The sequence below is a fragment of the Kaistia soli DSM 19436 genome (genome assembly GCF_900129325.1).
Taxonomy (GTDB): Bacteria; Pseudomonadota; Alphaproteobacteria; order Rhizobiales; family Kaistiaceae; genus Kaistia; species Kaistia soli.
In genome coordinates this window covers 261,848-286,309 of record NZ_FQUP01000002.1, presented here as the reverse complement: position 1 = coordinate 286,309, position 24,462 = coordinate 261,848, and the positions used below count along the sequence as shown (strand labels likewise).

At 65.2% G+C, this 24,462-nt stretch carries 26 protein-coding genes; 16 read left to right on the top strand and 10 right to left on the bottom strand.

What is annotated here, in order from left to right; genetic code table 11:
• Positions 1-224 precede the first annotated feature (224 nt).
• Positions 225-1,541, bottom strand: a complete 1,317-nt coding sequence (locus BUB39_RS10795) for a nicotinate phosphoribosyltransferase (RefSeq protein WP_073053146.1) — start codon at positions 1,539-1,541, stop codon at positions 225-227.
• A gap of 272 nt (positions 1,542-1,813) precedes the next feature.
• Here BUB39_RS10795 and dapF point away from each other — a divergent pair, with 272 nt between their 5' ends.
• The 4 genes from dapF (at position 1,814) to BUB39_RS10775 (ending at position 5,789) form a co-directional block, all read left to right on the top strand.
• Positions 1,814-2,698 carry a diaminopimelate epimerase gene (dapF, locus tag BUB39_RS10790; RefSeq protein ID WP_073053145.1) on the top strand — a complete coding sequence of 295 codons (885 nt, stop codon included), beginning with the start codon at positions 1,814-1,816 and terminating at the stop codon, positions 2,696-2,698.
• A 91-nt stretch (positions 2,699-2,789) separates the two neighbouring features.
• Complete coding sequence (gene mtaB, locus BUB39_RS10785) at positions 2,790-4,043, top strand: tRNA (N(6)-L-threonylcarbamoyladenosine(37)-C(2))-methylthiotransferase MtaB (RefSeq protein WP_073053144.1); 1,254 nt, start codon at positions 2,790-2,792, stop codon at positions 4,041-4,043.
• Positions 4,040-5,128 carry a signal recognition particle-docking protein FtsY gene (gene ftsY, locus BUB39_RS10780; RefSeq protein WP_073053143.1) on the top strand — a complete coding sequence of 363 codons (1,089 nt, stop codon included), beginning with the start codon at positions 4,040-4,042 and terminating at the stop codon, positions 5,126-5,128. The genes mtaB and ftsY overlap by 4 nt, the downstream gene beginning before the upstream one ends.
• A gap of 34 nt (positions 5,129-5,162) precedes the next feature.
• A complete protein-coding gene (locus BUB39_RS10775) occupies positions 5,163-5,789 on the top strand; it encodes a septation protein A (RefSeq protein ID WP_073053142.1) in 627 nt (208 codons plus the stop codon).
• A gap of 4 nt (positions 5,790-5,793) precedes the next feature.
• Here BUB39_RS10775 and BUB39_RS10770 read toward each other — a convergent pair whose 3' ends face one another.
• The 4 genes from BUB39_RS10770 to BUB39_RS10755 form a co-directional block, all read right to left on the bottom strand.
• Entirely contained in the window at positions 5,794-6,390 is a 597-nt protein-coding gene (locus BUB39_RS10770; protein WP_073053141.1) for a DsbE family thiol:disulfide interchange protein, read from the bottom strand.
• Entirely contained in the window at positions 6,387-6,569 is a 183-nt protein-coding gene (gene ccmD, locus BUB39_RS10765) for a heme exporter protein CcmD (RefSeq protein WP_073053140.1), read from the bottom strand. The genes BUB39_RS10770 and ccmD overlap by 4 nt, the downstream gene beginning before the upstream one ends.
• The gene (locus tag BUB39_RS10760; protein ID WP_073053139.1) at positions 6,566-7,309 is read right to left on the bottom strand and encodes a heme ABC transporter permease; all 744 of its coding nucleotides are present in this window, start codon (positions 7,307-7,309) and stop codon (positions 6,566-6,568) included. Before BUB39_RS10760 ends, ccmD begins: the two co-directional genes overlap by 4 nt.
• Positions 7,310-7,372: 63 nt before the next feature.
• Positions 7,373-8,131: an SDR family oxidoreductase gene (locus BUB39_RS10755; protein WP_073053138.1), complete on the bottom strand. Its 759-nt coding sequence runs from the start codon at positions 8,129-8,131 to the stop codon at positions 7,373-7,375.
• A 97-nt stretch (positions 8,132-8,228) separates the two neighbouring features.
• On the opposite strand from BUB39_RS10755, the gene BUB39_RS10750 reads away from it, so the two are divergent.
• On the top strand, positions 8,229-8,669 hold the full coding sequence (locus BUB39_RS10750) for a winged helix-turn-helix transcriptional regulator (RefSeq protein WP_084527235.1): 441 nt from the start codon (positions 8,229-8,231) through the stop codon (positions 8,667-8,669).
• A gap of 68 nt (positions 8,670-8,737) precedes the next feature.
• On the opposite strand, the gene arfA is transcribed toward BUB39_RS10750, so the two are convergent.
• The 4 genes from arfA to BUB39_RS10730 form a co-directional block, all read right to left on the bottom strand.
• Complete coding sequence (gene arfA / locus BUB39_RS10745; protein WP_210187072.1) at positions 8,738-10,258, bottom strand: arabinosylfuranosidase ArfA; 1,521 nt, start codon at positions 10,256-10,258, stop codon at positions 8,738-8,740.
• A 67-nt stretch (positions 10,259-10,325) separates the two neighbouring features.
• On the bottom strand, positions 10,326-11,153 hold the full coding sequence (locus BUB39_RS10740) for a carbohydrate ABC transporter permease (protein WP_073053137.1): 828 nt from the start codon (positions 11,151-11,153) through the stop codon (positions 10,326-10,328).
• The gene (locus BUB39_RS10735; RefSeq protein ID WP_084527234.1) at positions 11,150-12,028 is read right to left on the bottom strand and encodes a carbohydrate ABC transporter permease; all 879 of its coding nucleotides are present in this window, start codon (positions 12,026-12,028) and stop codon (positions 11,150-11,152) included. Before BUB39_RS10735 ends, BUB39_RS10740 begins: the two co-directional genes overlap by 4 nt.
• A gap of 84 nt (positions 12,029-12,112) precedes the next feature.
• Complete coding sequence (locus BUB39_RS10730; RefSeq protein ID WP_073053136.1) at positions 12,113-13,390, bottom strand: ABC transporter substrate-binding protein; 1,278 nt, start codon at positions 13,388-13,390, stop codon at positions 12,113-12,115.
• A gap of 412 nt (positions 13,391-13,802) precedes the next feature.
• Here BUB39_RS10730 and BUB39_RS10725 point away from each other — a divergent pair, with 412 nt between their 5' ends.
• Complete coding sequence (locus BUB39_RS10725) at positions 13,803-14,531, top strand: FadR/GntR family transcriptional regulator (RefSeq protein WP_073053135.1); 729 nt, start codon at positions 13,803-13,805, stop codon at positions 14,529-14,531.
• 2 nt (positions 14,532-14,533) lie between these two features.
• On the opposite strand, the gene BUB39_RS10720 is transcribed toward BUB39_RS10725, so the two are convergent.
• Positions 14,534-14,857 carry a rhodanese-like domain-containing protein gene (locus BUB39_RS10720; protein WP_073054149.1) on the bottom strand — a complete coding sequence of 108 codons (324 nt, stop codon included), beginning with the start codon at positions 14,855-14,857 and terminating at the stop codon, positions 14,534-14,536.
• A gap of 190 nt (positions 14,858-15,047) precedes the next feature.
• Here BUB39_RS10720 and BUB39_RS25880 point away from each other — a divergent pair, with 190 nt between their 5' ends.
• The 10 genes from BUB39_RS25880 to BUB39_RS10675 all read left to right on the top strand — a co-directional run bounded on the left by BUB39_RS25880 (position 15,048) and on the right by BUB39_RS10675 (position 24,449).
• Positions 15,048-15,173, top strand: coding sequence for a hypothetical protein (locus BUB39_RS25880; protein ID WP_280174646.1), 126 nt, complete (start codon positions 15,048-15,050; stop codon positions 15,171-15,173).
• Entirely contained in the window at positions 15,170-16,681 is a 1,512-nt protein-coding gene (locus BUB39_RS10715) for a glycosyltransferase family 39 protein (protein ID WP_073053134.1), read from the top strand. The genes BUB39_RS25880 and BUB39_RS10715 overlap by 4 nt, the downstream gene beginning before the upstream one ends.
• A 100-nt stretch (positions 16,682-16,781) precedes the next feature.
• Positions 16,782-17,618 carry a DeoR/GlpR family DNA-binding transcription regulator gene (locus BUB39_RS10710; protein WP_073053133.1) on the top strand — a complete coding sequence of 279 codons (837 nt, stop codon included), beginning with the start codon at positions 16,782-16,784 and terminating at the stop codon, positions 17,616-17,618.
• Positions 17,615-18,622 (top strand): N-acetylglucosamine kinase, encoded by a 1,008-nt coding sequence (locus tag BUB39_RS10705; protein ID WP_073053132.1) that lies wholly within the window; start codon positions 17,615-17,617, stop codon positions 18,620-18,622. The genes BUB39_RS10710 and BUB39_RS10705 overlap by 4 nt, the downstream gene beginning before the upstream one ends.
• Positions 18,619-19,875: an ABC transporter substrate-binding protein gene (locus tag BUB39_RS10700; protein WP_073053131.1), complete on the top strand. Its 1,257-nt coding sequence runs from the start codon at positions 18,619-18,621 to the stop codon at positions 19,873-19,875. Before BUB39_RS10705 ends, BUB39_RS10700 begins: the two co-directional genes overlap by 4 nt.
• Entirely contained in the window at positions 19,872-20,798 is a 927-nt protein-coding gene (locus tag BUB39_RS10695) for a carbohydrate ABC transporter permease (RefSeq protein ID WP_244540223.1), read from the top strand. The genes BUB39_RS10700 and BUB39_RS10695 overlap by 4 nt, the downstream gene beginning before the upstream one ends.
• Positions 20,798-21,655 carry a carbohydrate ABC transporter permease gene (locus tag BUB39_RS10690; RefSeq protein ID WP_073053130.1) on the top strand — a complete coding sequence of 286 codons (858 nt, stop codon included), beginning with the start codon at positions 20,798-20,800 and terminating at the stop codon, positions 21,653-21,655. The genes BUB39_RS10695 and BUB39_RS10690 overlap by 1 nt, the downstream gene beginning before the upstream one ends.
• Positions 21,656-21,694: 39 nt before the next feature.
• Positions 21,695-22,648: an SIS domain-containing protein gene (locus BUB39_RS10685; RefSeq protein WP_073053129.1), complete on the top strand. Its 954-nt coding sequence runs from the start codon at positions 21,695-21,697 to the stop codon at positions 22,646-22,648.
• Between the two features lie 110 nt (positions 22,649-22,758).
• Positions 22,759-23,691 carry an ABC transporter ATP-binding protein gene (locus tag BUB39_RS10680; RefSeq protein ID WP_073053128.1) on the top strand — a complete coding sequence of 311 codons (933 nt, stop codon included), beginning with the start codon at positions 22,759-22,761 and terminating at the stop codon, positions 23,689-23,691.
• On the top strand, positions 23,688-24,449 hold the full coding sequence (locus BUB39_RS10675) for an ABC transporter permease (RefSeq protein ID WP_073053127.1): 762 nt from the start codon (positions 23,688-23,690) through the stop codon (positions 24,447-24,449). The genes BUB39_RS10680 and BUB39_RS10675 overlap by 4 nt, the downstream gene beginning before the upstream one ends.
• Positions 24,450-24,462: the final 13 nt, after the last annotated feature.

Here is a 24,462-nt window from a genome sequence, read left to right as displayed (position 1 = left end):
TGAGCCGACCGGGAAGAGGGACGCGTAAGTCCGCTGCCTGATCAGCCCTGCAAACGCATCTGCAGGGCGGAGAAGGGGCCGTAAGTCAGGTGGTGCCTGATGGCGATCACACGGCCCTCCCTTGTTCGAGGCTGAAAGACGGGACAAGAATAACGCGGAAGGACCGCGCATGGCGAGCGGAAATTCCGCGCTATCGCTTGCCGGGCATCCGGCAGAGGCGGCGGCTAGACCAGAACCGGCTGCTTCGCCACGGCGTCATGGCCGAAGACGCGGCGATAGCGGGCGACCTCGGCAGCTGGACCGGTTGCCTTGTTGGCATTGTCGGAGAGCTTCACCGCCGGGCGACCATTGGCTTCCACCACCTTGCAGACGAGCGAGATCGCCTGCAGCCGGTCGTCCTTGCCGTCTGGCGCGCAATCGCGGAAGTCGTTGGTGACGTTTGTGCCCCAACCGATCGAGAGATTGACCCGTCCACGAAGCGCGCGCGCCGCATCTTCGATCGTGTCGATATCCATGCCGTCGGACAGGACGATCAGTTTGTCGCGCGGATCTCGGCCATGCCTCGCCCACCAGGCGATCGCCTCCTCGGCGCCTTCGATCGGCGGCTTCGAATCCGGGCGAATACCCTTCCAGTCGAGGATCCAGTCCGGAGCGTCGCGCAGGAAAGCCGTCGTACCATAGGTGTCCGGTAGGATGACCAGCAGATTGCCATCATACATCTCGGCCCAGTCCTTGAGCACCTTGTAGGGCGCGTCATGCAGCGCGGCGTCGTTCTCGGCCAGCGCGGCATAGACCATCGGCAGCTCATGCGCGTTGGTGCCGATCGCCTCGAGGCCGGCATCCATCGCCATCTTGACGTTGGACGTGCCGACGAAATTGTCGCCGAGCCCCTCCTGCAGCGCCTCGACACACCATTTCTGCCACAGGAAGCCGTGACGGCGCCGGGTGCCGAAATCGGCGATCTTGAGCGGTCCCTCGCGTCCGAGCACGCGCAGGCGCTCGATTTTGCCCCAGAGCTTGGCCTTTGCCTTGGCATAGAGCACGTCGAGCTCGAAGCGGCTCATGCCCTTCATGGCGGCGCGGGCGCGCAGCTCGCTGACGATGGCGAGCGCCGGAACTTCCCAAAGCGTCGTCTCGGACCAGGGCCCCTCGAACAGCAGTTCGTATTGGCCGTCCGCGGTGCGATGGAGATCATATTCGGGCAGGCGGAAGTCCTCGAGCCAATCCAGAAAGTCCGGCTTGAAGATCTGCTTGACGCCATAGAACGTGTTGCCGGCGAGCCAGATCAGTTCGTTCTTCTGGAAGCGCAGCGTGCGGGCGTGATCGAGCTGGTCCCGCAATTCGCGTTCATCGATGACGTCGGCAAGCCGGACAGATTTCGTCCGGTTGATGAGGCCGAATGTGGCGCGCACATCGGGCGAGGTGGCCCGGATCAGCTGCAGCATCAGGAACTTGTAGAAGTCGGTGTCGAGCAGCGTGCGCACGATCGGATCGATGCGGAAGCCGTGATTGTAGACGCGTGTCGCGACGTCGAGCGTCATGTGAGTTCCATCGGCGGTTCTGGTCTGGCGTCAAGCCGGCAGGGTGGCATCCCACCGGCGGCTTTGCGGATTACCCGGCCCATTGCGGACCGCATCCTTCGCCGGCTCCCCGTCCGGCAACCGCATGGCGGTATCTTGAAGCGTTTCACGCAGTCAATCAGTCTCTGCCGCGCATCGCAAGCATGTGCGCCGCGCCGCCGTCGGCCGGTCTCGCAATTCGATCGACTTTCCGCCATATAGAAGCGAGTTTCGACTGAGTTTCTGGAGCGGTCATGGACGCGCCCTTCGCCAAGATGAATGGCATCGGCAACGAGATCACGGTGCTCGACCTCCGCGCCGCGCCTTGGCGGCTGGATGCCGATCGAGCGCGTCGTATCGCTGCCGATCCGGCAACCGCCTTCGAGCAGCTGATGACCATCGAGCCGCCGAAGACGCCGGGTACTGACGCCTTCATGCATATCTTCAACACCGACGGCTCGCTGTCCGGCGCCTGTGGCAATGGCACGCGCTGCGTTGGCCTCGTGCTCGCACGCGAAAGCGGCCAGCGGGATTTCCTGCTCGAGACTTCGGCCGGGCTGCTGCCGGTCATGGCTGATGATGCTGACCACATCACCGTCGATATGGGCCGGCCGCGCTTCGGCTGGGCTGAGATACCGCTTGCAGAACCATTTGCCGATACGCGCGCAATCGAGTTGCAGATCGGCCCGATCGACGCGCCGATCCTGCATTCGCCGTCAGTGGTCAATGTCGGCAATCCGCATGCGATCTTCTGGGTCGAGGATGTCGACGCTTTTGATCTTGGCCGCATCGGGCCGATGCTCGAAAATCATCCGATCTTCCCGGAGCGGGCCAATATCTCGCTGGCGCAGGTGACGGGACCCGCCTCCGTCAAGGTGCGCGTCTGGGAGCGCGGCGCCGGGCTCACGCGCGCCTGCGGCTCGGCCGCCTGTGCCGTCGCCGTAGCCGCGGCACGGACGGGCCGTACGGGTCGCTCCGTGGCTGTGACGCTTCCAGGGGGGACGCTGTCGATCCTCTGGCGCGACGACGATCACGTGATGATGACGGGTGCCGCCGCGTTCGAACATGAGGGCAGGCTCGGCTTCGGCGAGGACGGAGCGCTCCGGCTCGAACACGCCTCCGTGGGGGCCGATGCTTGAGGGTGGCCTTTGCCGGCCGCTTCCGGCATAGAGAGCCGAGGCGCAGCATGGCTTTGACCAGCGCCCTTTGCCCTTGCCTTGCCGGGATCGCATGAGCCTCGACGTCCTTTCTTTCGGCTGCCGGCTGAACACGCTCGAATCCGAGGTGATGCGCGCCAATGCGCGCGCCGCCGGGCTGGATCGGGCCGTGCTCGTCAACACCTGCGCCGTCACCGCTGAAGCCGTGCGTCAGGCTCGTCAACAGATCCGCCGTGCGCGGCGGGAGCGTCCCGGCGTCCCGATCATCGTTTCGGGCTGTGCTGCACAGATCGATCCGGCCGGCTTCGCGGCCATGCCCGAGGTCGACATGATTCTCGGCAACGCCGAAAAGCTGCGCCCGGCCGATTGGCGCGGCGACGGCCCGCGGCTTCGCGTCGGCGACGTCATGAGCGAGCGGGCGACCGATGGCCACGCGGCCCGCGACATGGAGGGCCATACGCGGGCCTTCGTCGCGATCCAGAACGGCTGCGACCATCGCTGCACCTTCTGCGTCATTCCCTATGGCCGCGGGCCTTCGCGTTCCGTGCCGATGGGTGCGGTGGTCGAAAGCATCCGCGATCTCGTGGCGAGCGGCCATGCCGAGGTCGTGCTGACCGGCGTCGACATCACCGCCTATGGCGCCGACCTGCCGGGCAGACCGACGCTAGGGCGGCTCGTGGCCGCGATCCTCAAGCTGGTGCCGGACCTGCCGCGCCTCCGTCTCTCCTCCCTCGATACCATCGAGGTCGACGAGGCGCTGATGGCGGCGATCGGCAGCGAGCCCCGCCTGATGCCGCATTTCCACCTCTCGCTGCAGGCGGGAGACGACATGATCCTGAAGCGGATGAAGCGCCGGCATAGCCGGGACGACGCGATCCGTTTCTGCGACCGCGTCCGTGCGCTGCGGCCTGATGCGGTTTTCGGTGCCGACCTGATCGCCGGCTTTCCGACCGAGACCGAGGCGATGTTCGGGCAGACGGCGGCGCTCGTCGACGATTGCGGCCTGACCCATCTGCATGTGTTTCCGTTCTCGCCGAGGCCGGGCACGCCCGCCGCGCGCATGCCGCAGCTCGGCGCCGAGACGATCAAGGCGCGCGCGGCGGCGCTTCGGGCGATCGGGCGCCGGCGGGTCGACGCCTTTCTCGAGGGTGAGATCGGCGCCCGGCGCAGCATCCTCACCGAGCGCGGCGGCCGCGGCCGCACCGAACATTTCACCGAGGTCGCGATTGCCGGCATCGCGCCGGGTCGGGTCGTCGACGCGCATATCACCGGCCGCTCGGCGTCCGGCCTCCTCGCCACGCCGATCGAAAGGGCCGCCTCAGCATGACCGAGGAGAAAAAAGGCTTCTTCAAACGCATCTTCGGCCTCGGCGACGCCGCGCCGGAGCCGGAGGCAAAACCCGAGGTCGCTCTCGAAAGCCCCGCCGCGCCAGTACCGGAACCCGTTGTCGTTCCCGCGCCACCACCGGTGCCCGAAGCGCCGCCGGCGCCGAAGCTCTCGTGGTTCCAGCGGCTGAAGGCGGGTCTCGCGCGCTCGTCCAGCGCGCTGTCGGAGGGGATCGCCTCGGTCTTCACCAAGCGCAAGCTCGATGCCGCCACGCTGGAGGAATTCGAGGACGTCCTGATCCAGGCCGATCTCGGCCTTAGTGCAGCCGCGACGATCACCGCGGCGCTGGGAAAAGGACGTTTCGACAAGGAGATCGGGGGCGACGAGGTCAAGGCGATCCTTGCCGAGGAAGTCAGCAAGATCCTTGCGCCCGTCGCCCGGCCGCTTGTCATTGATCCTGCCCGCAAGCCGCATGTCATCCTCGTCGTCGGTGTCAACGGCACCGGCAAGACCACGACGATCGGCAAGCTGGCGGCGAAGTTCCGCTCGGAGGGCCGATCGGTGATGCTCGCGGCAGGCGATACGTTCCGCGCCGCCGCCGTCGAGCAACTGAAGATCTGGGGCGAGCGTACCGGCGCGACCGTTGTCGCGCGTGCCATCGGCGCGGATGCAGCAGGGCTTGCCTATGACGCGCTCAAGGAAGCGCAGGCGGCCGGTACCGATGTGCTGCTCATCGACACCGCCGGCCGACTGCAGAACCGCGCCGAACTGATGGCGGAGCTCGAAAAGATCATCCGCGTGATCAAGAAGCACGACGCCTCGGCGCCGCACACCGTGTTGATGACGCTCGATGCGACGACCGGGCAGAATGCCCTGAGCCAGGTCGAGATCTTCGGCCGCGTCGCAGGTGTCACGGGGCTGGTCATGACCAAGCTCGACGGCACCGCGCGGGGCGGCATTCTTGTCGCGATCGCCACCAAGTTCGGCCTGCCGATCCATTTCATCGGCGTCGGCGAGGGCGTCGACGATCTGGAGCCGTTCGAAGCGGCGGATTTCGCAAGGGCGATCGCCGGCCTCGCCGGCTGATCGTTCCCCATCACCACGCAGCCGGGATCTTCCCATGCCGAGCCTTTTCGAACGCGCGCCCAACGATCCGAAGCACAAGGATATCAACCCGATCCTGAAGCTCGTTCTGGAGCTCGGTCCGCTCGGTGTCTTCTTCTTTGCCAATACGCGCGGCGGCATCTACACGGCGACCGCCGCCTTCATGGTCGCCACCCTCATCGCGCTCTGCGTCTCCTATGCGCTGACGCGGCGGCTGCCGATCATGCCTGTCGTGACCGGCATCATCGTGGTGGTGTTCGGCTCGCTCACGCTCTGGCTCCATGACGACACCTTCATCAAGATGAAGCCGACGATCGTCAACGCGCTCTTTGGCGTCATCCTGCTGGGCGGCCTCGCCTTCGGGCGGTCCCTGCTCGGTTATGTGTTCGATTCGGTGTTTCACCTGACCGACGCAGGCTGGCGGACGCTGACCTTCCGCTGGGGCCTGTTCTTCCTCGCGCTCGCCGTCCTCAACGAGGTGATCTGGCGCGGCGCACAGGCCTATATGGCGGATCCGGTCGCGGCGACAGACCTCTGGGTCAAGTTCAAGGTGTTCGGCATCATGCCGCTCACCTTCCTGTTCACGCTGTCGCAGCTGCCGCTGATCACGCGCACCACCGTGCCGGACGAGAAGCGCGAATAGCAGTTCAGCCGCCGTTGGCGATCTTGTCGAGTTCGGGCATCAGGGTCGATGCCACGGCCTCGTCGGTGAGCGGTCCGATGAACTTGAAGCGGATCACGCCCTTGCCGTCGACGAGGAAGCTTTCGGGCACGCCATAGACGCCCCAGTCGATCGCGGTGCGGCCGGTGGGATCGGCGCCAATTCGGGCGAAAGGATTGCCGAGCTGGCCGAGAAAGGCGCGGGCATTGTCCGGCTGGTCCTTGTAGTTGATGCCGACCAGCGTCAGCCGCGGATCCTGCGCCAGCCGTTCCAGCACCGGGTGCTCCTGCCGGCAGGGCGCGCACCAGGACGCCCAGACATTGACCAGCATCGGCTTGCCGCTGGAAAGATCAGCCGTCGAGAGGCCCGGCAGTGCAAGACCCTCGACCGGCTTCAGATCTGTGGCGGGCGCCGGCTTGCCGATCAGCACGGAAGGCACGAGGCTTGGATCGCCGCCGCGTTCGAGGCTGACGAGGAACAGCACAGCGAGCCCGGCAAAGAGAGCCAGCGGCGCCAGTACGGCAATGGTCCGGCCGAGCGAGCGGGGGCGCTGCTTCGGCTGATCGAGCGGCGCCTCGCTCATGGTGTCTCGCCCCGCCTTGCGGCCGAGCGGCGGCGGATGCCCCTCGCCTCGAGTTCCTTGAGGCGGCGGCGCTGGGCCCGGCCATCGACGAGCACCCAGGCGACGACGCCGAACACGATCAAGGCTGCGAGACCGTACGCGCCGATGATATAGCCGGCATGTTCGCCGAAACCGCTCACGCCGAAACTCCGGCCGGAACGCTGGCGGCGACGAGGCGGAGCGCGCGGATACGCCGGCGCAGAATCTCGTTCTTCATCGCCATCATCACCAGCGCGAGGAAGAGGAGTGTTGCGCCCAGCGCTGAGATCAGGAGCGGATAGAGCAGGCTCGCATCGATGGTCGAGCCGCCCATACGAAAGACGCTGGCGCCCTGATGCAGCGTGTTCCACCACTCGACCGAGAACTTGATGATCGGCAGGTTGACCGAACCGACCAGGATCAGCACTGCGGCGACGCGGCCGGCGCGGTTTGGATCCTCGATCGCATTCCAGAGCGCGATGAGGCCGAGATACATGAGGAACAGGACCAGCACCGAAGTGAGGCGCGCATCCCATTCCCACCACGTGCCCCACATCGGCTTGCCCCAGAGCGATCCGGTGATCAGGGCGATCAGCGTGAACGCGGCGCCGATCGGGGCGATCGCCCGGGCGGCAACGTCGGCGAGCGGATGGCGCCAGACAAGCGTTCCGAGCGCGGAGACCGCCATCAGGCCATAACCGAACATCGAGAGCCAGGCGGCGGGTACATGGATGAACATGATCCGCACAGTCTCGCCCTGCTGGTAGTCAGGCGGGGCGACGAAGAGGCCGAGATAGAGCCCTACCCCGAGCACGAGGATCGCAGCGCTCCACAGCCAGGGCAGGACCCGGTCGGCCAGCGTCATGAAGCGGGTAGGATTGGCGAGGTCGAGAAGGGCCATGGCGCAAAGTCATACGGCCTCGCCCGGTCGCCTGCAATGCGGCGAACCGGGCAGGACCGCCGATCAGTGCGTGCCGTCGTTCAACTTCCCGAAGACGGTATCGAAGTGGCCGTCGCGTTCGGCATAGCGCAGCGGCTTGACGCGTTCGACGAGGATTTCAGTCGCGTCCGGCTGGACCTGCAGGAGGCGCATCGTCTCGGCGATGAAGTCCTTCAGGGGCAGCGCGTTGGGGTCGCTCGCCTGTCGGGGCCCCATCAGTTCGGTCTGCACATAAGGCGGCACGAGTTCGTGCACCTGCACCGACGTCTCGCGCAGCTGATGGCGCAGCGCCTGGCTGTAGGAGTGGATCGCGGCCTTAGTCGCGCAGTAGGTTGGCGTAGCCGCGAGCGGCAGGAAGGCGAGCCCCGAAGAGACCGTGAGGATCGCGGCCCTCGGCTGCCTGAGCAATTGCGGCAGCAACGCTGCCGTCAGGCGGATCGGTCCGAGCAGATTGGTGGCGACCGTCGCTTCGGCGTCGGCCAAGTCCTCCTGCTGCGCCAGAAGATCTTCCGGCCGCATGATGCCGGCATTGTGGATGACGACATTCAGGCCGGGATGCCGGGATGCGAGCTCCCCGGCAAGCTCGCGGATCGACAGGGGATCCGAGATATCGAAGACCACCGAGGCCATGCCGGGATCGGCGGCGACCGTCTCGTCGAGCGCCGATTGCCGCCGTCCGGCGATGATGACCTGGTTGCCAAGCCCCTGGAATGCGACGGCCAAGGCCTGGCCGATGCCCGAGCCGCCGCCTGTGATGAGAATCGTGTTGCCGCTGGTCTGCATGATGTTTCACCTCGTTCGGATATGACCTAGGATGCACACGAACGAATGGAAAGTAGGCACCCCAAAGAGCCATACTTACCAGAAGGAGAGTGTAGACATGTCCAGCGTCGCCACGCCGTCTCGAGGAACGCATCAGCCGACGGATCTACCGCGGCCTAACCCCCGTCCGCTGCCGGCCGCGGATCAGCTCGATCCCGCCCTCGAGGCATTGGTGCGGCAGGTCATCGGGCGCGTGGCCGACAAATGGACGATGCTGGCGCTCGAAGTGCTGGCCGAACATGGACGCCAGCGCTTCACGCGCATCGGCGAGCTGATCGGGGGCATCAGCCAGAAGATGCTCACCAAGACGCTCAGGCAGATGGAGGCGGATGGATTGGTGACGCGGACCGTGCTGCCAGTCATCCCACCGCATGTCGAGTACGAGCTGACGAGCCTTGGCCTCAGCCTCGGCGAAGCCTTCTGCGGCGTTTGGATCTGGGCCGAGCAGAATCGCGCCGCGATCGAGGCGGCACGCTGCGCGTTTGAAGCGCGCGACTGACCCGTCCAGCAGAAACGAAAACGGGACCGGCGATAGCCGGCCCCGGCATCGAGAACGTATCGGCTGTCTCAGTTCGCCGGCTGCGCCGCGCGCGTCGTGATGACGTTGAACGAGGCCGGCTTCAGCTTGATGCGCAGCTTCTCGCCGTCAACCGCGACGTCGGCATTCACCTTGGGCGACACGGTGTTCGGCGCGTCCTTGGTGTTCACGGCCTTCAGATTGGCGTGATGGATCTCGGTGGCGCCAACCAGCGTCCGCTCCTTGCCGAGGCCGCGCAGCTCGACATCGAGTTCCATGGAGTCGGACAGGCTGCGGTTGAGGGCGAAGATCGTCGTCGATCCGTCAAGCGGATTGTCGACGACGGTCGCATAGAGATACGGGATTTCCGGGAACGCCTTGGCGGTGTAGCTCGGCGACTCCGCGACGGTGCGCAGCACGCGGCCATGGCCGAATTTCGAGGCGAGCGCGAACGGGTGGAAGATCGTCTGCCGCCAGGCGTCGCCACCGGTCTCGGTCATGATCGGGCCGATGACATTGACGAGCTGGGCAAGGCACGCCGTCTTGACGCGATCGGCATTGTTCAGCATCGCGATCAGGGCGCCGCCGACGATGAGGGCGTCCTCGGCATTGTAGACCTCTTCGATCAGCGGCGGTGCCTCGGGCCAGCCGGGCTTGCGCATATGCTCGATCTTGTGGGTCTTGTACCAGACGTTCCATTCGTCCAGCGACAGCATGATCTTCTTGTGCGAACGACGCTTGGCGCCAACCGCATCGCAGATCGCCGCGACTTCCTTGATGAAGCTGTCGAGCAGCTCGATGACGCCGAAATATTCGGCCGTCGAATCGGCATTGTTGTTGAAATAGGTGTGCAGCGAGATGAAATCGACCTCGTCATAGCAGTGGTCGAGCACCCCATATTCCCACGAGCCGTAGGTTGGCATGTTGCGGTGGGATGAGCCGCAGGCGGCGAGCTGGATGGTCGGGTCGACCCAGCGCATCACCTTCGCCGTCTCAAGCGCGACACGGCCATATTCCTCGGCGGTCTTGTGGCAGATCTGCCAGGGACCATCCATCTCGTTGCCGAGGCACCAGAACTTGATGTCGTGCGGCTTCTCGTAGCCATGCTCGCGGCGGAGATTCGACAGCGTCGAGCCACCGACATGATTGCAGTATTCGAGGAACTGCCGGGCCTCGTCGGGGCCCTTGGTGCCGAGATTGACGCCAAACATCGGCTCAATGCCGGCCTTCTTCGACCAGTCCATGAACTCGTTGGTGCCGAACTGGTTCGTTTCGGTCGAGAACCAGGCGAGATCGCGGCGGACGGGACGCTTGTCGCTCGGGCCGACGCCGTCCTCCCAATTGTAGCCGGAGAGGAAATTGCCGCCAGGATAGCGGATGATCGTCGCGCCCAGCTCGCGTGTCAGTTCCAGCACGTCGCCGCGAAAGCCCTGCTCATCCGCCGTGGCATGGCCGGGCTCGTAGATGCCGCCATAGACGCAGCGGCCCATATGTTCGACGAAGGCGCCGAAGACGCGGCGGTCGAGATCGGAGAGGACGAAGTCACGGTCGACGACGAGGCGGGCTTTCAGCATGGAGATGACCTTCTGGGCCAAATGGGGGGAGACCGGCGCCCTCGGGCGCCGGCGTTTGGCGGACCTAACCCTTGATGCCGGCTGACAGCATGATCGCTTCGGTCACGCGGCGTTGGAACAGGAGATAGGCGAGGGCGACCGGCAGGGCGGCGAGCACCGCGCCGGAAAGATTGCGTGCATACTGGACGCCGAAGGCATCCTTCACCTGCGTGATGCCGACGGTGACATTCATCATGTTCTGTTCGGTGACGACCAGGAACGGCCACAGGAAGTTGTTCCAGGCGCCGATGAAGGTGATGATGGCCAGCGCCGTCGTGATGCCCCAGTTCATCGGCAGGAACACCCGGAAGAAGAGCTGGTATTCGCTGGCACCATCGATCAGGGCCGCCTCGCGATACTCGCGCGGAATCTGATCGAAGAACTGCTTGTAGATGATGATTGCCACGGGAACGATCAGCTGGGGCAGGACGACGCCGGCCCAGCGATTGATAAATCCGAAATCGTTCATCAGGATGAAGTGCGTGACGATCAGCGTCTGGATCGGCACCATGAAGCTGGCCAGGATGATCAGCCAGAGGACCGTCCGTCCCGGAAAACGCAGCTGCGACAGAGCATAGCCGCACGCCGAGCTGATCATCAGCACGAGGATCGTCACCGCCCCTGAGGTGACGAAGGAGTTGAGATACCAGCGGCCGATCTGCGTGTTGGTGATGACATAGAGGTAACCGCCAAGTGTCCACACCTTCGGCCAGAGACCAACGCCGGGCTCTACGACCTCGTACTCGTTCTTGAGGGTGGTGATGACGGCCCAGTAGAGCGGGAAGGCCCAAAGCAGCGCGCAGGCGACCGTGACGATGGTCAGGATCGCCGCCGAGATATTCAGCCGCTTCATGACTTGCCTCCGCGAACGCGCAACACCTGGTACTGCAGCACCGAGACCACGACGATGACGGCAAAGAGCGCGACGGCAACCGTCGCCGCATAGCCGCCGCGATTGAGCTGGAAGGCGTTCTTGTAGATGAACTGCACCATCACATAGGTCGAATTGAAAGGTCCGCCCTGCGTGAAGAGGTAGATCTGATCGAAGATCTTCAGTTGCAGGATCAGCTGGATCGTCAGGACCAGCGCGGTAACAGGCCAGACCAGCGGCCAGGTTATGTTGCGGAACATCTGCCAGCGGCTGGCGCCATCGAGCGCGGCAGCGTCATAGATGTCCTGCGAGATGTTCCTGAGACCAGCGATGAACAGGAGCACGTTGAAGCCGTTCGTCCACCAGATGGTCACGAAGGCCACCGTCGGCATGGCCCAGTAGCGGTCGCGGAAGACGGCGACGCGCGAACCATGGAACAGTTCGATTGCATATTGGGCGATGCCGAATTGCAGGTCGAGCATCCACGTCCAGATCAGGTAGACCACGGTGACGGGAAGGATGTAGGGCAGGAAGAAGGCGGCCAGGACGAGGCTCTGAAGCCAGCCATTCAGCCGCGAAACCATCATCGCGATGGCGAGGCCGATCAGGGTCGTCGGAATGACCGTCAGAAGGACAAAATAGCCGGTATGGAGCGCGGCCTGGATGAACAGGTTGTCCTTGGACAGCTTGACGTAGTTGGCGAGTCCGACCCAGTCCCCGGCGCCGATCAGCGGGGCATTCGTGAAGCTCAGCTCGACCATCTTGATGGTCGGATAGATGAACAACACCAGGTAGGAAATGACGAAGGGGGCGACCAGAACATAGGCCGCTATGATCTCGCGACGTCCGAATTTCATGCTTTCGATCCTCGCCAGCAAGCGAAATCCGGCCGCTCGCCGGCCCGTGCGGGCAGGGAGCGGCCGGATGGTCGAAACGCTGCTTTACTGCAGCAGGCCCTGGAGCTCGTCCTTGGCGGCGCTGACCGCATCGGCGGGCTCGCCGTCGCCATTGAAGGCGGGCATGAAGTAGTTCGAAGCCGCGTCATAGATCGGCGAGGCGACGCCGGCGATCTTCGAGGACGGATCGAACACGGCGGTCTTCGCCAGCGACGAGTAGGTCGCGTTCGGCTCCATCTTCTTGAAGTCTTCGCTGTTGGTGACCGGCAGATAGGCCGGGATATGGCCGGCGGTCGCCCAGAACAGGCTGTGCTCGTTCATCCACTTGATGACGGTCAGCACGGCCTTCAGCTTCTCGGGGCTGAGCTCGTTGCCCTTGCGATCGGGGATCGCGAAGGAGTGCGAGTCGGCCCAGGTCGCGGGCTGGTCGAAGATCACCGGGATCTGGACGGCACCCCATTCGAAGCCGAGCTTGCCGCTCTTGGCAAGGTCAGCCATCGTCGGGACTTCCCAGACGCCGTTGATGTGCATCGCGGCCTTGCCCGAGGTGAACATCGCGATCGAGGCCGGATATTCGGTCTGCTTCGGGACCCAGCCTTCCTTGGTCCACTTCGCCATTTCGGCGAGGGCCTTGGTGGCCTTGTCGGCGTTGTCGCCGTCGAGCACCTTGTCACCGGTGATGAACTCGCCGCCCTGCTGGCCAAGGAGCGTGTAGAACACGCGCCAGGTGGTGCCGTTGTCAGCCGTCGGGATCGACATGCCGACCTGATCGGGGCCGGTGGTCAGTTTGGCGAGCGCCGCCTCGAAATTGGCCGCGCCGTCGAGACCCTTCGGCAGCCCGTCGTCACCGAGCAGACCGGCCTTCTTCAGCAGGTCCTTGTTGTAATAGAGAATGACGGAATGGATATCGAAGGGGATGGCGTATTGCTTGCCATCGACCTGCGCCGCCTTCCAGTTGGCGGGGCCATAGTTGTCGGCCGAGAGGCCGGCAGCCTTCAGCTCGTCAGGGGTGATCTCGCGGAGCGTCCCGGTCGAGGCGCCGAGCGGCAGGCGCGACAGGTGATAGGTCATGACATCAGGACCCTGGCCGATGGCGGCCGAGGTCTGGACCTTGGTGTAGAACGGCACGCCCCATTCGAGGGTCGTCGCCTGGATATCGATATCCGGGTTTTCCTTGTTGAACTGGTCGAGCAGCGACTTCATGCGAACGCCGTCGCCGCCGGACAGGAAGTCCCACCAGACAACCGTTTCCTTGGCCTGAGCGCCAACGGTCAGCGCCAGAAGCGCGGCCGTCGCCAGCGCCTTCGTCATCAATCCACGCATCTTCACGTCTCCTCCATCCTCGATCGCCTTTCGGGTCTTCCAACAAGACCCGCCCTCCGGCGATGTGCTTTGTTCGGCGGACCGCAGCCATAGGGCATGGGCACCGCCGTCTTCGAGGACCAAGCCGCACGCTTCGTGCGGATGGGTCCTGCAAGATATTCGGCGCCCGGGGCGCCACCATCAATCGGGAATCAGCTTTGGGTTCGGCCTAGCCGCGCGGGAGGATGATTTTCCTCTCCACCCCTCCCCATTTCCTCTCCAATGGTATTATCATATGCGACGATCATCTTGATGATCAGTGGCTTTGTCAACCGGATCGTTGCTGCGTCGGGCCCGGCCGAGCGCTGCGGTTTGGAGTGGCCGACCCAAGAAAAACCGCGTAGGGGAAGAAACGGTGTCGGGAGAGCGCGGGATGCTGGAGCGCGAGCTTCTATCGGTCGGAACCATGAGTGCGCAGGTTGCCAATCATATCGGCAGCCGCATCGTGTCGGGCGAATTTCTGCCGGGCGCGGCGCTCCCGATCGAGAGCGAGCTCTGCGAATATTACGGTGTCAGCCGCACCACCGTGCGCGAGGCGGTGAAGAGCCTTGCCGGCAAGCGGCTGGTCGAAGTTTCGCCGAAGGTCGGCACGAGGGTGCTGCCATTCGCCGAATGGAACCTGCTCGACCGCGATGTGCTGGCCTGGCGGCTGCAGACGCAGTTCGACGGCAAGATCGTCGAGGATATCTTCGAGATGCGGTTCTGCTTTGAGCCGCGCGCGTCCTTCCTCGCCGCTCGCGACGGGACCGACGACGACCTCGCCCAGATCGAACATCACTTCCGCGAACTGGCGGCGGCGCAGCTCGAGGGATTGCCGGTCAAGACGACCTCCGAGGCCGCGCTCGAATTCCATCTTGCGATCATCAACGCCTCCCACAACGGCCTGTTCGTGACCATCGGCAGTGCGGTGAAGTCGGCGCTGCGCGTGTCGTCGGAGATGCTGCAGCGCCATACGACGCGGCCGAGCGAGGACGTCGCGCTGCATGAGGCCGTTTGCCTCGCGATTGTCGGCCGCCGTCCGGCGGAAGCGGCCAAGGCGATGGAGCGCCTCCTGGCCGCTTCGCGCGAGCGCCTGCTGCCGCTGACCGTCGACGCGGCCTGAGTTCAGCGCGTGGTCGGCAGGCCGGCGCGCTTCCATGCGGCGAGACCGCCGGCAAGATGACGCCCCGGGATCCCCGCAGCCATCGCGGCTTCAGCCGCGCGCGCCGAGCGTCCGCCTGCAGCGCATTGAAACACGATCGCCCGCCCTTCCGGATCGGGCAGCGATGCAGGATCGAACGTCGACAGCGGAAAGAGCAGCGCGCCCTCGATATGCTCGGTGTCGTATTCGGATGGCTCGCGCACGTCGACGAGCAGGAATCGCCCGTCGGCGACGCCCTCCGCCACGGTCGCAGGATCGAGATTTTCGAGCACATGCAGGTCGGCCATCATCATGTCTCCGTTGGAAGGCTGGCTCTCAGCTAGGGGGACCATCCGCCCCGCGTCAACGGGTCGGGCGTTTTGGTCGCGCCGGCTGGACTTGCGCCGATGCTCCCTGTATCGGGAACCCGCGCAGGGGAGGCGCAGTCGCGGCTCTCCTGCCGCGCGCGATCCGCCTGCGCCGGCGTGGAGTTTTTCGATGGCAAAGCCACCGGTCGCGGTTGAACAGGGCCTTTTCCAGCTAACGGCCGTCGTGCCGACCTTCAACGAGCGCGGCAGGCTCGCGGCGCGATCGGCGCTCTGGGCGCGGAACAGCCGGCCATGAGCGATCCCGTCGGCCAAAGCGTGGCGACGCCGATTGCCCTGCCGCGGATCGAGCGGTGGCCGCTCGCTCTTTCCCTTATCGCCGCGACGATCCTGGCGCGGCTCGCCATCGCCGCGCTGGTGCCGCTGGTGCCGGACGAAGCCTATTACGCGCTGTGGTCGACACGGCTTGCGGCGGGCTATCTCGATCATCCGCCGATGATCGCGTGGTTTATCCGCGGCGGCACCATGATCGCCGGCGACACCGCTTTCGGCGTGCGTCTCCTGCCGGTGCTCTCGGCCATTCCGGCGAGCTTCTTCGTGTGGCGCGCCGCCGGCCTGTTGCTCGCCGACCGTCGCGCCGGACCGATCGCGGCGCTGCTCTTCAACCTGACGCTGCTCGGCTTTTTCGGACTTGCGGTCGCGACGCCCGATGCGCCGCTGATCCTGTTCTCGGCCGCCACGCTCTATTGTGCCGCCTGGCTCGTCGATCATGATCGGCCGGTGTGGTGGCTCGCGGTCGGCGCCGCGACCGGTTTGGCGCTCCTGTCCAAATATTCGGCCGCATTTCTCGCTGCCGGCTTCGGTGTCGCGGTATTGCTCTTGCCGCAGTGGCGGCGACGACTGCTCGGGCCGTGGCCATGGGCAGCGCTTGCGGTCGCGATCCTGGTCTTCGCGCCCAACCTCATCTGGAACGCGACGCATGGCTGGGAGACCGTCGCCAAGCAGGGCGGGCGCACGACCGAGAACTGGCAATTCGAGCCACAGTTCCTGGCCGAATTCTTTGGTGCGCAGCTCGGGCTCGCGACGCCGCTGATCTTCCTATTCGGGGTGATCGGTCTGTCGCCGCGCTGCCGCCCTGCCTGGCGCTCGCCGATGGGCTGGCGCCTCATCTTGGCGCTTGTTCTCGTGCCGACGGCCTATTTCATCTTTCATGCGCTGCGCAGCCGGGTCGAAGGCAACTGGACCGGCTTTCTCTATCCAGCCTTCGCTGTGGCCGCCGCAGCGGCACTGACCGTGATCCCTGCCGAGGGACGCAGCTTGATGGCGCGGCTCAGGCGGGCGACGGTGCCGGTCGCGCTCGGCTTCGTCGCGTTTGCCGCTCTCTACGCAACCGTGGTGCCGACCACGGCGCTCGGCACGCGCGATCCCATCCTGCGGCTCACGCGCGGCTGGGGCGGACTGGCGAGCGATATCGACACGATCCGCCGGGCCAGCGGCGCAACCTATATCCTGACGCTCGATTACCAGCTCAATGCGGAACTTGCCCGCCTGCTGCCGGACGTGCCGGTGATGCAACTGAACGAGCCTGAGCGCTACGCCTTCCTCGACCGGCCGGTCGATCACACGACCGGCACGGGGCTCGTCGTGACGCGTGATCCGATGGACGCCTGGCTTAAATCCGTCTTCGGGCCGGTCGAGACGCTCGGCACGGTCACGCGGCAGTTCCGCGGCGTCGCGATCGCCGACTATATCGTCTACCGCATCGAACGCCCGGCCGGCCAGCCGCTGCCCGTCGTGAGCGAATAGATCAAAATCGCTCAGAAACATGATTGACGGCGATCATATCCTATGGATTGATTGATCGTATTCGCTTGTTTCTTCGATGGCTCAGAGGGCTGGAGCGGCCATGGCGCAGGGCGGCAGCATGAAGGTGGGGCGGCTCGATGCCATCCGAAGCCACCTTTATGCCAATGGTCCTTCGACGATCCAGGCCATTGCCGAGGCGGTTGGCGCCTCGCTCGCCACCATCCGCCGCGACCTGCAGATCCTTGAAGATGAAGGCGCGATCGACCGGGTTCATGGCGGCGCCCGCATCGCCGAAGGCTCCAGCGTCGAGGTGGCCTTTCAGGAGCGCGCGAACCAGAACCTCGCCGCCAAGCGCGCGCTCGCCGGCGCGTGCTACGCCGCGCTGAAGCCGCATGGCAGCGTGTTCCTCGATGCCGGGACGACGGTGCTGCAGCTTGCCAAGCTGATGCGGGTCAACCCGATCCCGCAGCGCGTCTTTACCAATGGTCTCGCGGTGGCGCAGGAACTGCTCGACGTGCCGAAGCTGCAGGTCGTGGTTCTGGGCGGCCAGCTGAGAAGCGAGAATGCCTCGCTGGTCGGCCCGCAGGCCGAGGCCATGCTGGACGGGCTGTGGTTCGACCAGCTTTTCCTCGGCGCCAGTGCGATCGGCGAGGATGGGGCGATCTATTCGATCGATGCGGCGGAGGCGAGCCTCAATGCGCGCATGCTGAGCCGCTCGGCCGAACGCTTCGTCGTCGCGGACGCGTCGAAATTCGGCACGATGTCGACCTACAAGGTCGCCCCGCTGTCCGGGGCGGATACGGTCGTCACCGACTCCGCGCTGACGCCGCCCTGGCGCCGGCGGCTGGCTGAACTCGGTGTCCGGCCGCTCATCATCGATTCATCCGGCGACGTCCCGGGCGATCCAGCGATCGAGCCCGAGGGAGAGGCGGCATGAGCGCGTCTCTCGTCCTCGGTATCGACGGCGGCGGCAGCAAGACGCTGGTCGCGGTCGGCGATCGCGAGGGCGAGGTCGTAGCCTTCGATGCCGGCCCCGGCATCAACCCGATGGACAAGCCCGGCTGGCGCGATGCGCTGTCAGCGCTGCTGTCGCCTTTTGCAGCGCTGCGACCCTCGATCGGAGCCGTCGTCGCAGGATTGCCGGCCTATGGCGAGATCGCAGCGCTCAGCAAGGCCCAGGAAGCGGAGGTCCGCGCGTTTTTCGGTGCTGTGCACCAGCGCGTCGTGAACGATGTCGAGGCCGCGCATATCGGCGCTTTTGCCGGCGGACCGGGCGTGCTCGTTCTTTCCGGCACCGGATCGATGGCATGGGCGAGCGATGCCGAGGGCCGCATGCTGCGGGTCGGCGGATTTGGCGAGGCGATCGGTGACGAGGGCAGCGCCCATTGGATCGGTGCGGCGGCAATCGCGCTGGCCAGCCAGGCGATCGATGGACGCGTCGAAGCGCCCGACTTTCTCCGCGCGTTTCTCGATCATCTCCAACTCGATCGCATAGCGCCTCAGGACGCGCTGATCGCGTGGCGCGCCTCGGTCGAGCATGCGCGCTCGGAGATCGCTGCGCTATCCCGCTTTGTCGATGCGCGTGCCGAGGCGGGTGATCCGGCCGCAGGCGGTATCCTCGACGCCGCGGCGGCGCATCTTGCGGCCCATGTGCGCGCGGCGCGGCAGCGTATCGACGACGCTGCCCTGCCCTGGAGCACGGCCGGCGGCACTTTTTCGAGCCGCATTCTCAGCGCGCGCACGGCCGCATTGGTCGGGTCCCGGCCCGAACCGCCGCGCCTTCCTCCCATTGGTGGCGCGCTGCTGCGTGCTGCCCAAGACCTCGACTGGCCCGTGGACGAAGCATGGATCGGACGGCTCGCCGTTTCGATCGAAAACAATGCCGTCCACGCGAGGAATGGCCGAAGCGATACCTTACCAGAAGGGGAAGATGACCGATGAACGTGCTGCTGAGAACCACTGTCGCCCTCGCGGCGCTGACCATGGCGCTGCCGGCGTTTGCCGACGACGCCAAGCCGCTCGCCGGGCAGAGCATCACCGTGCTGCTGCCTTCCGGCCAGTCGCCATCGCTTGCTGCCGATTTCGAGAAGGAAACCGGCATCAAGGTCGATCTGCAGATGCTGTCCTGGGACGATATCCGCCCCAAGCTGATCACCGGCCTGATCGCCGGCACGCCGCCGGCCGACGTCACCGAATTCGACTGGTCGTGGACCGGCCAGTTCGCCGCCGCCGGCTGGTATGAGGACCTCACCCCGCTGATCGACGCCGAGACGGTCAAGGACATCGCCGGCTCATCGATCTTCACGGTCGACGGCAAGCTGCTCGGCGTTCCCTACAGCAACGACTTCCGGGTGATGCTCATCAACCGCAAGCATTTCACCGACGCGGGCATCACCGATACGCCGAAGACCCTCGACGCGCTCGTCGCGGCCGCCAAGACAATCAAGGACAAGGGCATCGCGACCTATCCGATCGGATTGCCCCTTTCAACGTCGGAAGGCACCTCGACCTCCTGGTATCTGCTGACCAAGGCCTTTGGTGGCGAACTCTTCGACAAGGACTTCAAGCCGCTTTTCACCACGCCGGATTCGGCGGGCTACAAGGCGCTGGAGTTCGAGATCATGGCGCTGAAGGACGGCCTGGTCGATCCGGCTTCAACCGGACTAAAGGATAGCCAGATCAACGAATCGATGTTCGCCCAGGGTCAGACCAGCATCATGATCAGCGGCGAGCCCGGTCGTATCGCGCAGTTCGCGGACCCGGCGAAGTCGAAGGTCGCCGGCCAGATCGAGGCCATTCTGGTGGCCACCGAAAGCGGAAATACGCGCAGCTACGGCCTGCTGGAGGCACTCGGCATTCCCGCCGCGTCCGAGCACAAGGAGGCGGCGCTTGCCTTCATCAAGTGGATGACCAGCAAGGACTACCAGATCAAGAACTATGGCGTCGGTGTCCTGCCGACGCGGACATCGGCACTCGAGCAATTGAACAACGACGGCAAGCTGCTCAGCGGTGCCGTCCTCGTGGAGCAGGCGCCGACCGTCGGAGCGTTGTTCCCGCAGGGCACGCCGACCTGGTATCCGCAGTTCTCCAGCGCGGTGTCCAACGCGATCAACCAGGCCGTCAAGGGTGAAGTCACGGTCGCGCAGGCTGTCCAGTCGATCGCCGACGAAACCGTCAAGGCGCAGCAGCAGTGAGTCTGGCCGCCGCCGCCGTTCCGGCCAGGCGCAAGGGCGACAAGGGCATCGACGGTTCCGCCGATGCCCGGCTCGGCCTGATGCTCGCGGCCCCGATCGTCATCGCCATGCTGTCGCTGGTGCTGTTTCCCGTGGCCTCGACGCTGTGGGACAGCCTGCACCGGGTCAATCCGATGATGGCGGGGCAGCCCTTCATCGGGCTGCAGCACTATCGCGATCTCCTCGTAGACCCGGTCGTCAACGAATCCTGGCGCAATACGGTCGTCTATGTCGTGATCTGCGTCGTGCTGGAGACGGCGGGCGGCATCGCGGCGGCGCTCCTCATCAATCAGGCCGGTCGCTGGCGCCGTTATGTGCTGGCGATCGTCATCCTCCCCTGGGCGCTGCCGGGGGTCGTCAATGCGGTGGTCTGGGGCTGGATCTACAATCCCGCCTTCGGCCTGCTCAACGGCCTCCTGGTTGCGGCCGGGCTCGACTTCGAGAAATTCGTCTGGTTCAACGACCGCACGATCGCGCTGTTCGCGGTGTCGCTGGTGCATGTCTGGCGGATGCTGCCGCTCACCGCCGTCATCGTGCTGGCGGCACTGCAGAGCATCCCCTCCGATCTCTATGAGGCGGGCCGCATCGACGGCGCCACGCGGCGTCGCATGTTCTTCTACATCACGCTGCCGCTGATCCGCGGCGGCATTGCCGTCGCCATGACGCAGTCGACCGTCGCGGCGTTCAATTTCTTCGACGAGGCCTGGATCCTCACCGGCTCCGCGCGCGGCACGCGGCCGATCCTCGTGCAGGTCTATCTCGAGGCGTTCCAGAACCTCCACTTCTCCTACGGCATGGCCCTCAGCGTTCTCGTCATGATCGCCTCGCTCACCGTCTCGCTGGTCTATGTCCTGCGCGTGCAGCGCGTCACGAGGCTCGACTGATGGAGCTCCGCCTTTCCCAGCGCATCCTGACCGGCATCGGCCTGCTGCTGCTGATCCTGTGGTCGATCGGTCCTATCTACTGGGCGATCGCCACCAGCTTCACGCCGACGCCCGACTTGATGTCGCAGCCGATCCATTTCTTTCCCGAGCACCTGACGCTCAACCACTATCAGCGGCTTGCCGGCTTCGGCACGGTTGCCTCCAACGACGTGACCGTCGCGGCGCAGTTCCGCAACGCGCTGGTCAACTCGGTCATCACCGCGCTGGCGGCGACGATCGTCTCGATCTTTCTCGCCAGCCTCGGCGGCTATGCCTTCGCCCGGCTCGAATTTCCGGGTCGGCAGACGATCTTCTTCATCGTCATCGCCACCATCGCCATCCCCGGTTACACGGTCTTGATCCCGCTCTACCGGCTGATGGTGAGCCTGAAGCTGCTCGACACCTATCTCGGCGTGACGCTGATCTATCTCTCGGCTTTCCTGCCGCTGGCGCTCTGGCTGATGCGCAGCGTCTTCCAGCAACTGCCGCTTTCGATCGAGGAGGCGGCGCGGATCGACGGCGCCGGCCGGATGACGATCCTGTTCCGGATCGTCATGCCGCTCGCGGCGCCCGGCCTCGTCGCGGCATCGATCATCACGTTCCTCGGCGCCTGGGGCCAATATATGGTGCCGCTGATCTTCTCGCCGACCAAGACCAAGCCGCTCACCGTGCTGATCCCGGAATTCTCCACCAAGAATTTCGTCGATTACGGACTGATCAATGCCGCCGGGACGATCGCCATGATCGTGCCGATCCTCATCGTGATCTTCCTCAATCGCTATCTGGTCAGCGGTCTCACCGCCGGATCGGTGAAATAGCGCGGCGTGCAACCAGAACGACAACGACAAGAGACCATCATGGGCATCACCGAACAGACCATCGTCGAGCAGTTTCCGTTCTGGCGCGCCGCGCTGGCGCCAAAGGAAGGACTGCCCGCGGCACCCGTGACCGTCTTTGTCGGCTGCGGCACGTCCTATAACCTCGCTCTGTCGCTCGCCGCGAGCGCCAATGCCAAGGGCCGCGCGGCGATCGCCGTACCGGCACGCGAATGGGTCGACCGTCCGCAGAGCTACTGGCCCGCATGGCGGCAGGCGCATGTCGTGGCCCTGTCGCGCAGCGGCGAGACGACGGAGACGATCGCCGCCGCCCAGGCGAGCCGCGCGGCCGGCGCCCGTGTTACCGGCATCACCTGCGCCGCCGGCAGCGGACTTGCCGCGGAGTCCGATCGCGTCGTCTTTGCCGAGACGCATCCGGCCGAGGGCATCGTGATGACGTCGTCGGCCAGCCTCATGCTGCTGCTCGGACTGCAGCTCATCGGCGTGCCGGTCGGCGAATCTGTGGTGGGCGCCGCTGAGGCCGCGCTCGCGGCGACGGACCGTGCCGCCAAGGCGCTGATCGCCGGCCGTTCGCATTTCGTCTATCTCGGCGGCGGCCCGCTCTACGGCATCGCGATCGAAGGCGCGCTGAAGCTGCTCGAGATGAGCCAGACCTTCGCCCAGGCCTTTCATCCGCTCGAATACCGGCACGGTCCGATCAGCCTGCTCGACGAACGCACCGTCGGCGTCATGCTCTATGGCGATGCGCGGCCCGATGACGAGGCGCTACTCGTCGGCGAGATGCAGGCGAAGGGCGCGCGGATCATCGGCTTCGGCGGCCCGGGCGATGTCACAATCGACGTCGCCGTCGCGCCTGAAGTCGCGGGTCTTGCCGTGCTGCCGGCGCTGCAGCTGCTTGGCGAGCGGGTTGCGGAGGCGCGCGGTCTCGACACGGTGCAGCCGCGCCATCTGACCAAGGTCGTGACGCTCGCCTGAGCCACGACACGGCGGCGCTGTTGCCGGGGCCTGAGTTCGGCTATTGACGAGGCGCTGATCCCGCCGCGATTCGCGCCGCCGAGGCCCGTGGCTACAGGAGCCGCCTTCCCATGACCGTCCCGCCTATGATCGCGATCGAGGGTCTCTCGAAGACCTATGACTCGGGCTTCACCGCGCTCAAGAACGTGTCGCTGACGATCGAGCGCGGGGAGATCTTCGCGCTGCTCGGGCCGAACGGCGCTGGCAAGACCACGCTGATCAGCATCGTCTGCGGCCTCGCCCGCGCCAGCACCGGGCGCGTCACCATCGGCGGCCATGACATCGTCAGCGATTATCGTGCCGCGCGCAGCCTTGTCGGTCTCGTGCCGCAGGAATTGACCACCGACGCCTTCGAGACGGTGTTCGCGACGACGAGCTTCTCGCGCGGGCTGTTCGGCAAGCCGCCGAACCCGGCCCATATCGAGAAGGTGCTGAAGGACCTTTCACTCTGGGACAAGAAGGACAGCCGGATCATGACGCTTTCGGGCGGCATGAAGCGGCGCGTCCTGATCGCCAAGGCGCTTTCGCACGAGCCCGAGGTGCTGTTCCTCGACGAGCCGACGGCCGGCGTCGATGTCGAGCTCAGGCACGACATGTGGCGCGTGGTGCGGACGCTGGCGGATTCCGGCGTCACGGTGATCCTGACGACGCACTATCTCGAAGAGGCCGAGGAGATGGCCGACCGGATCGGCGTCATCAACCGCGGCGAACTGATCCTGGTTCAGGAAAAGACCGAGCTGATGAAGCGGCTCGGCAGCAAGCAGCTGACGATCGAGCTCGGCACGCCGCTTGCCGCCGTGCCGGACAGCCTGGCCGCCTATGGCCTCGTTCTCGCCGCCGAGGGATCGGAACTCGTCTACACCTACGAAGCCGAGGCCGCCGGCAACGCGATCGCAGCCCTCCTCGGCGACGTCGCGGCCGCGGGACTTACGCTCAAGGATCTGCGCACGGAAGAATCCTCGCTCGAGGATATCTTCGTCAGCCTGGTGAGGGGCTCGCCATGAACATTCACGCCATTATCGCGATCTACCGTTTCGAGATGGCGCGCACGCGGCGCACGCTGCTGCAGAGCATCGTCTCGCCGGTCCTCTCGACCTCGCTCTATTTCGTGGTGTTCGGTTCGGCGATCGGACCGCATATGAACGAGATCGCCGGCGTCAGCTATGGCGCCTTCTTGGTGCCGGGGCTGATCATGCTCGGCCTCTTGACCCAGAGCATCTCCAACGCTTCGTTCGGCATCTATTTCCCGCGCTTCGTCGGGACGATCTACGAATTGCTGTCGGCTCCAGTCTCGGCGATGGAAACGGTGATCGCCTATGTCGGCGCCGCCGCCACGAAGGCGACGATGCTTGCGGTGATCACGCTGGCGACGGCCGCGCTGTTCGTCGATATGAGGATCGACCACCCGTTCTGGATGGTCACCTTCCTGCTCCTGACCGCGATCACCTTCTCGCTGCTCGGCTTCATCATCGGCATCTGGGCCGACAATTTCGAGAAGCTGCAGCTCGTGCCGCTCCTGATCGTCACGCCGCTGACCTTTCTCGGCGGCAGCTTCTATTCGATCGACATGCTGCCGCCATTCTGGCGCACGGTGACGCTGTTCAATCCGGTGGTCTATCTCGTCAGCGGCTTCCGCTGGAGCTTCTACGGCCATTCGGATGTCGCCATCGGCATCAGCCTCGCGATGACCGTGGTGTTCATGCTCATCTGCCTCGCGATCGTCGCCTGGATCTTCAAGACCGGATACCGGTTGAAGCGCTGAGCCGGCTTGAAAC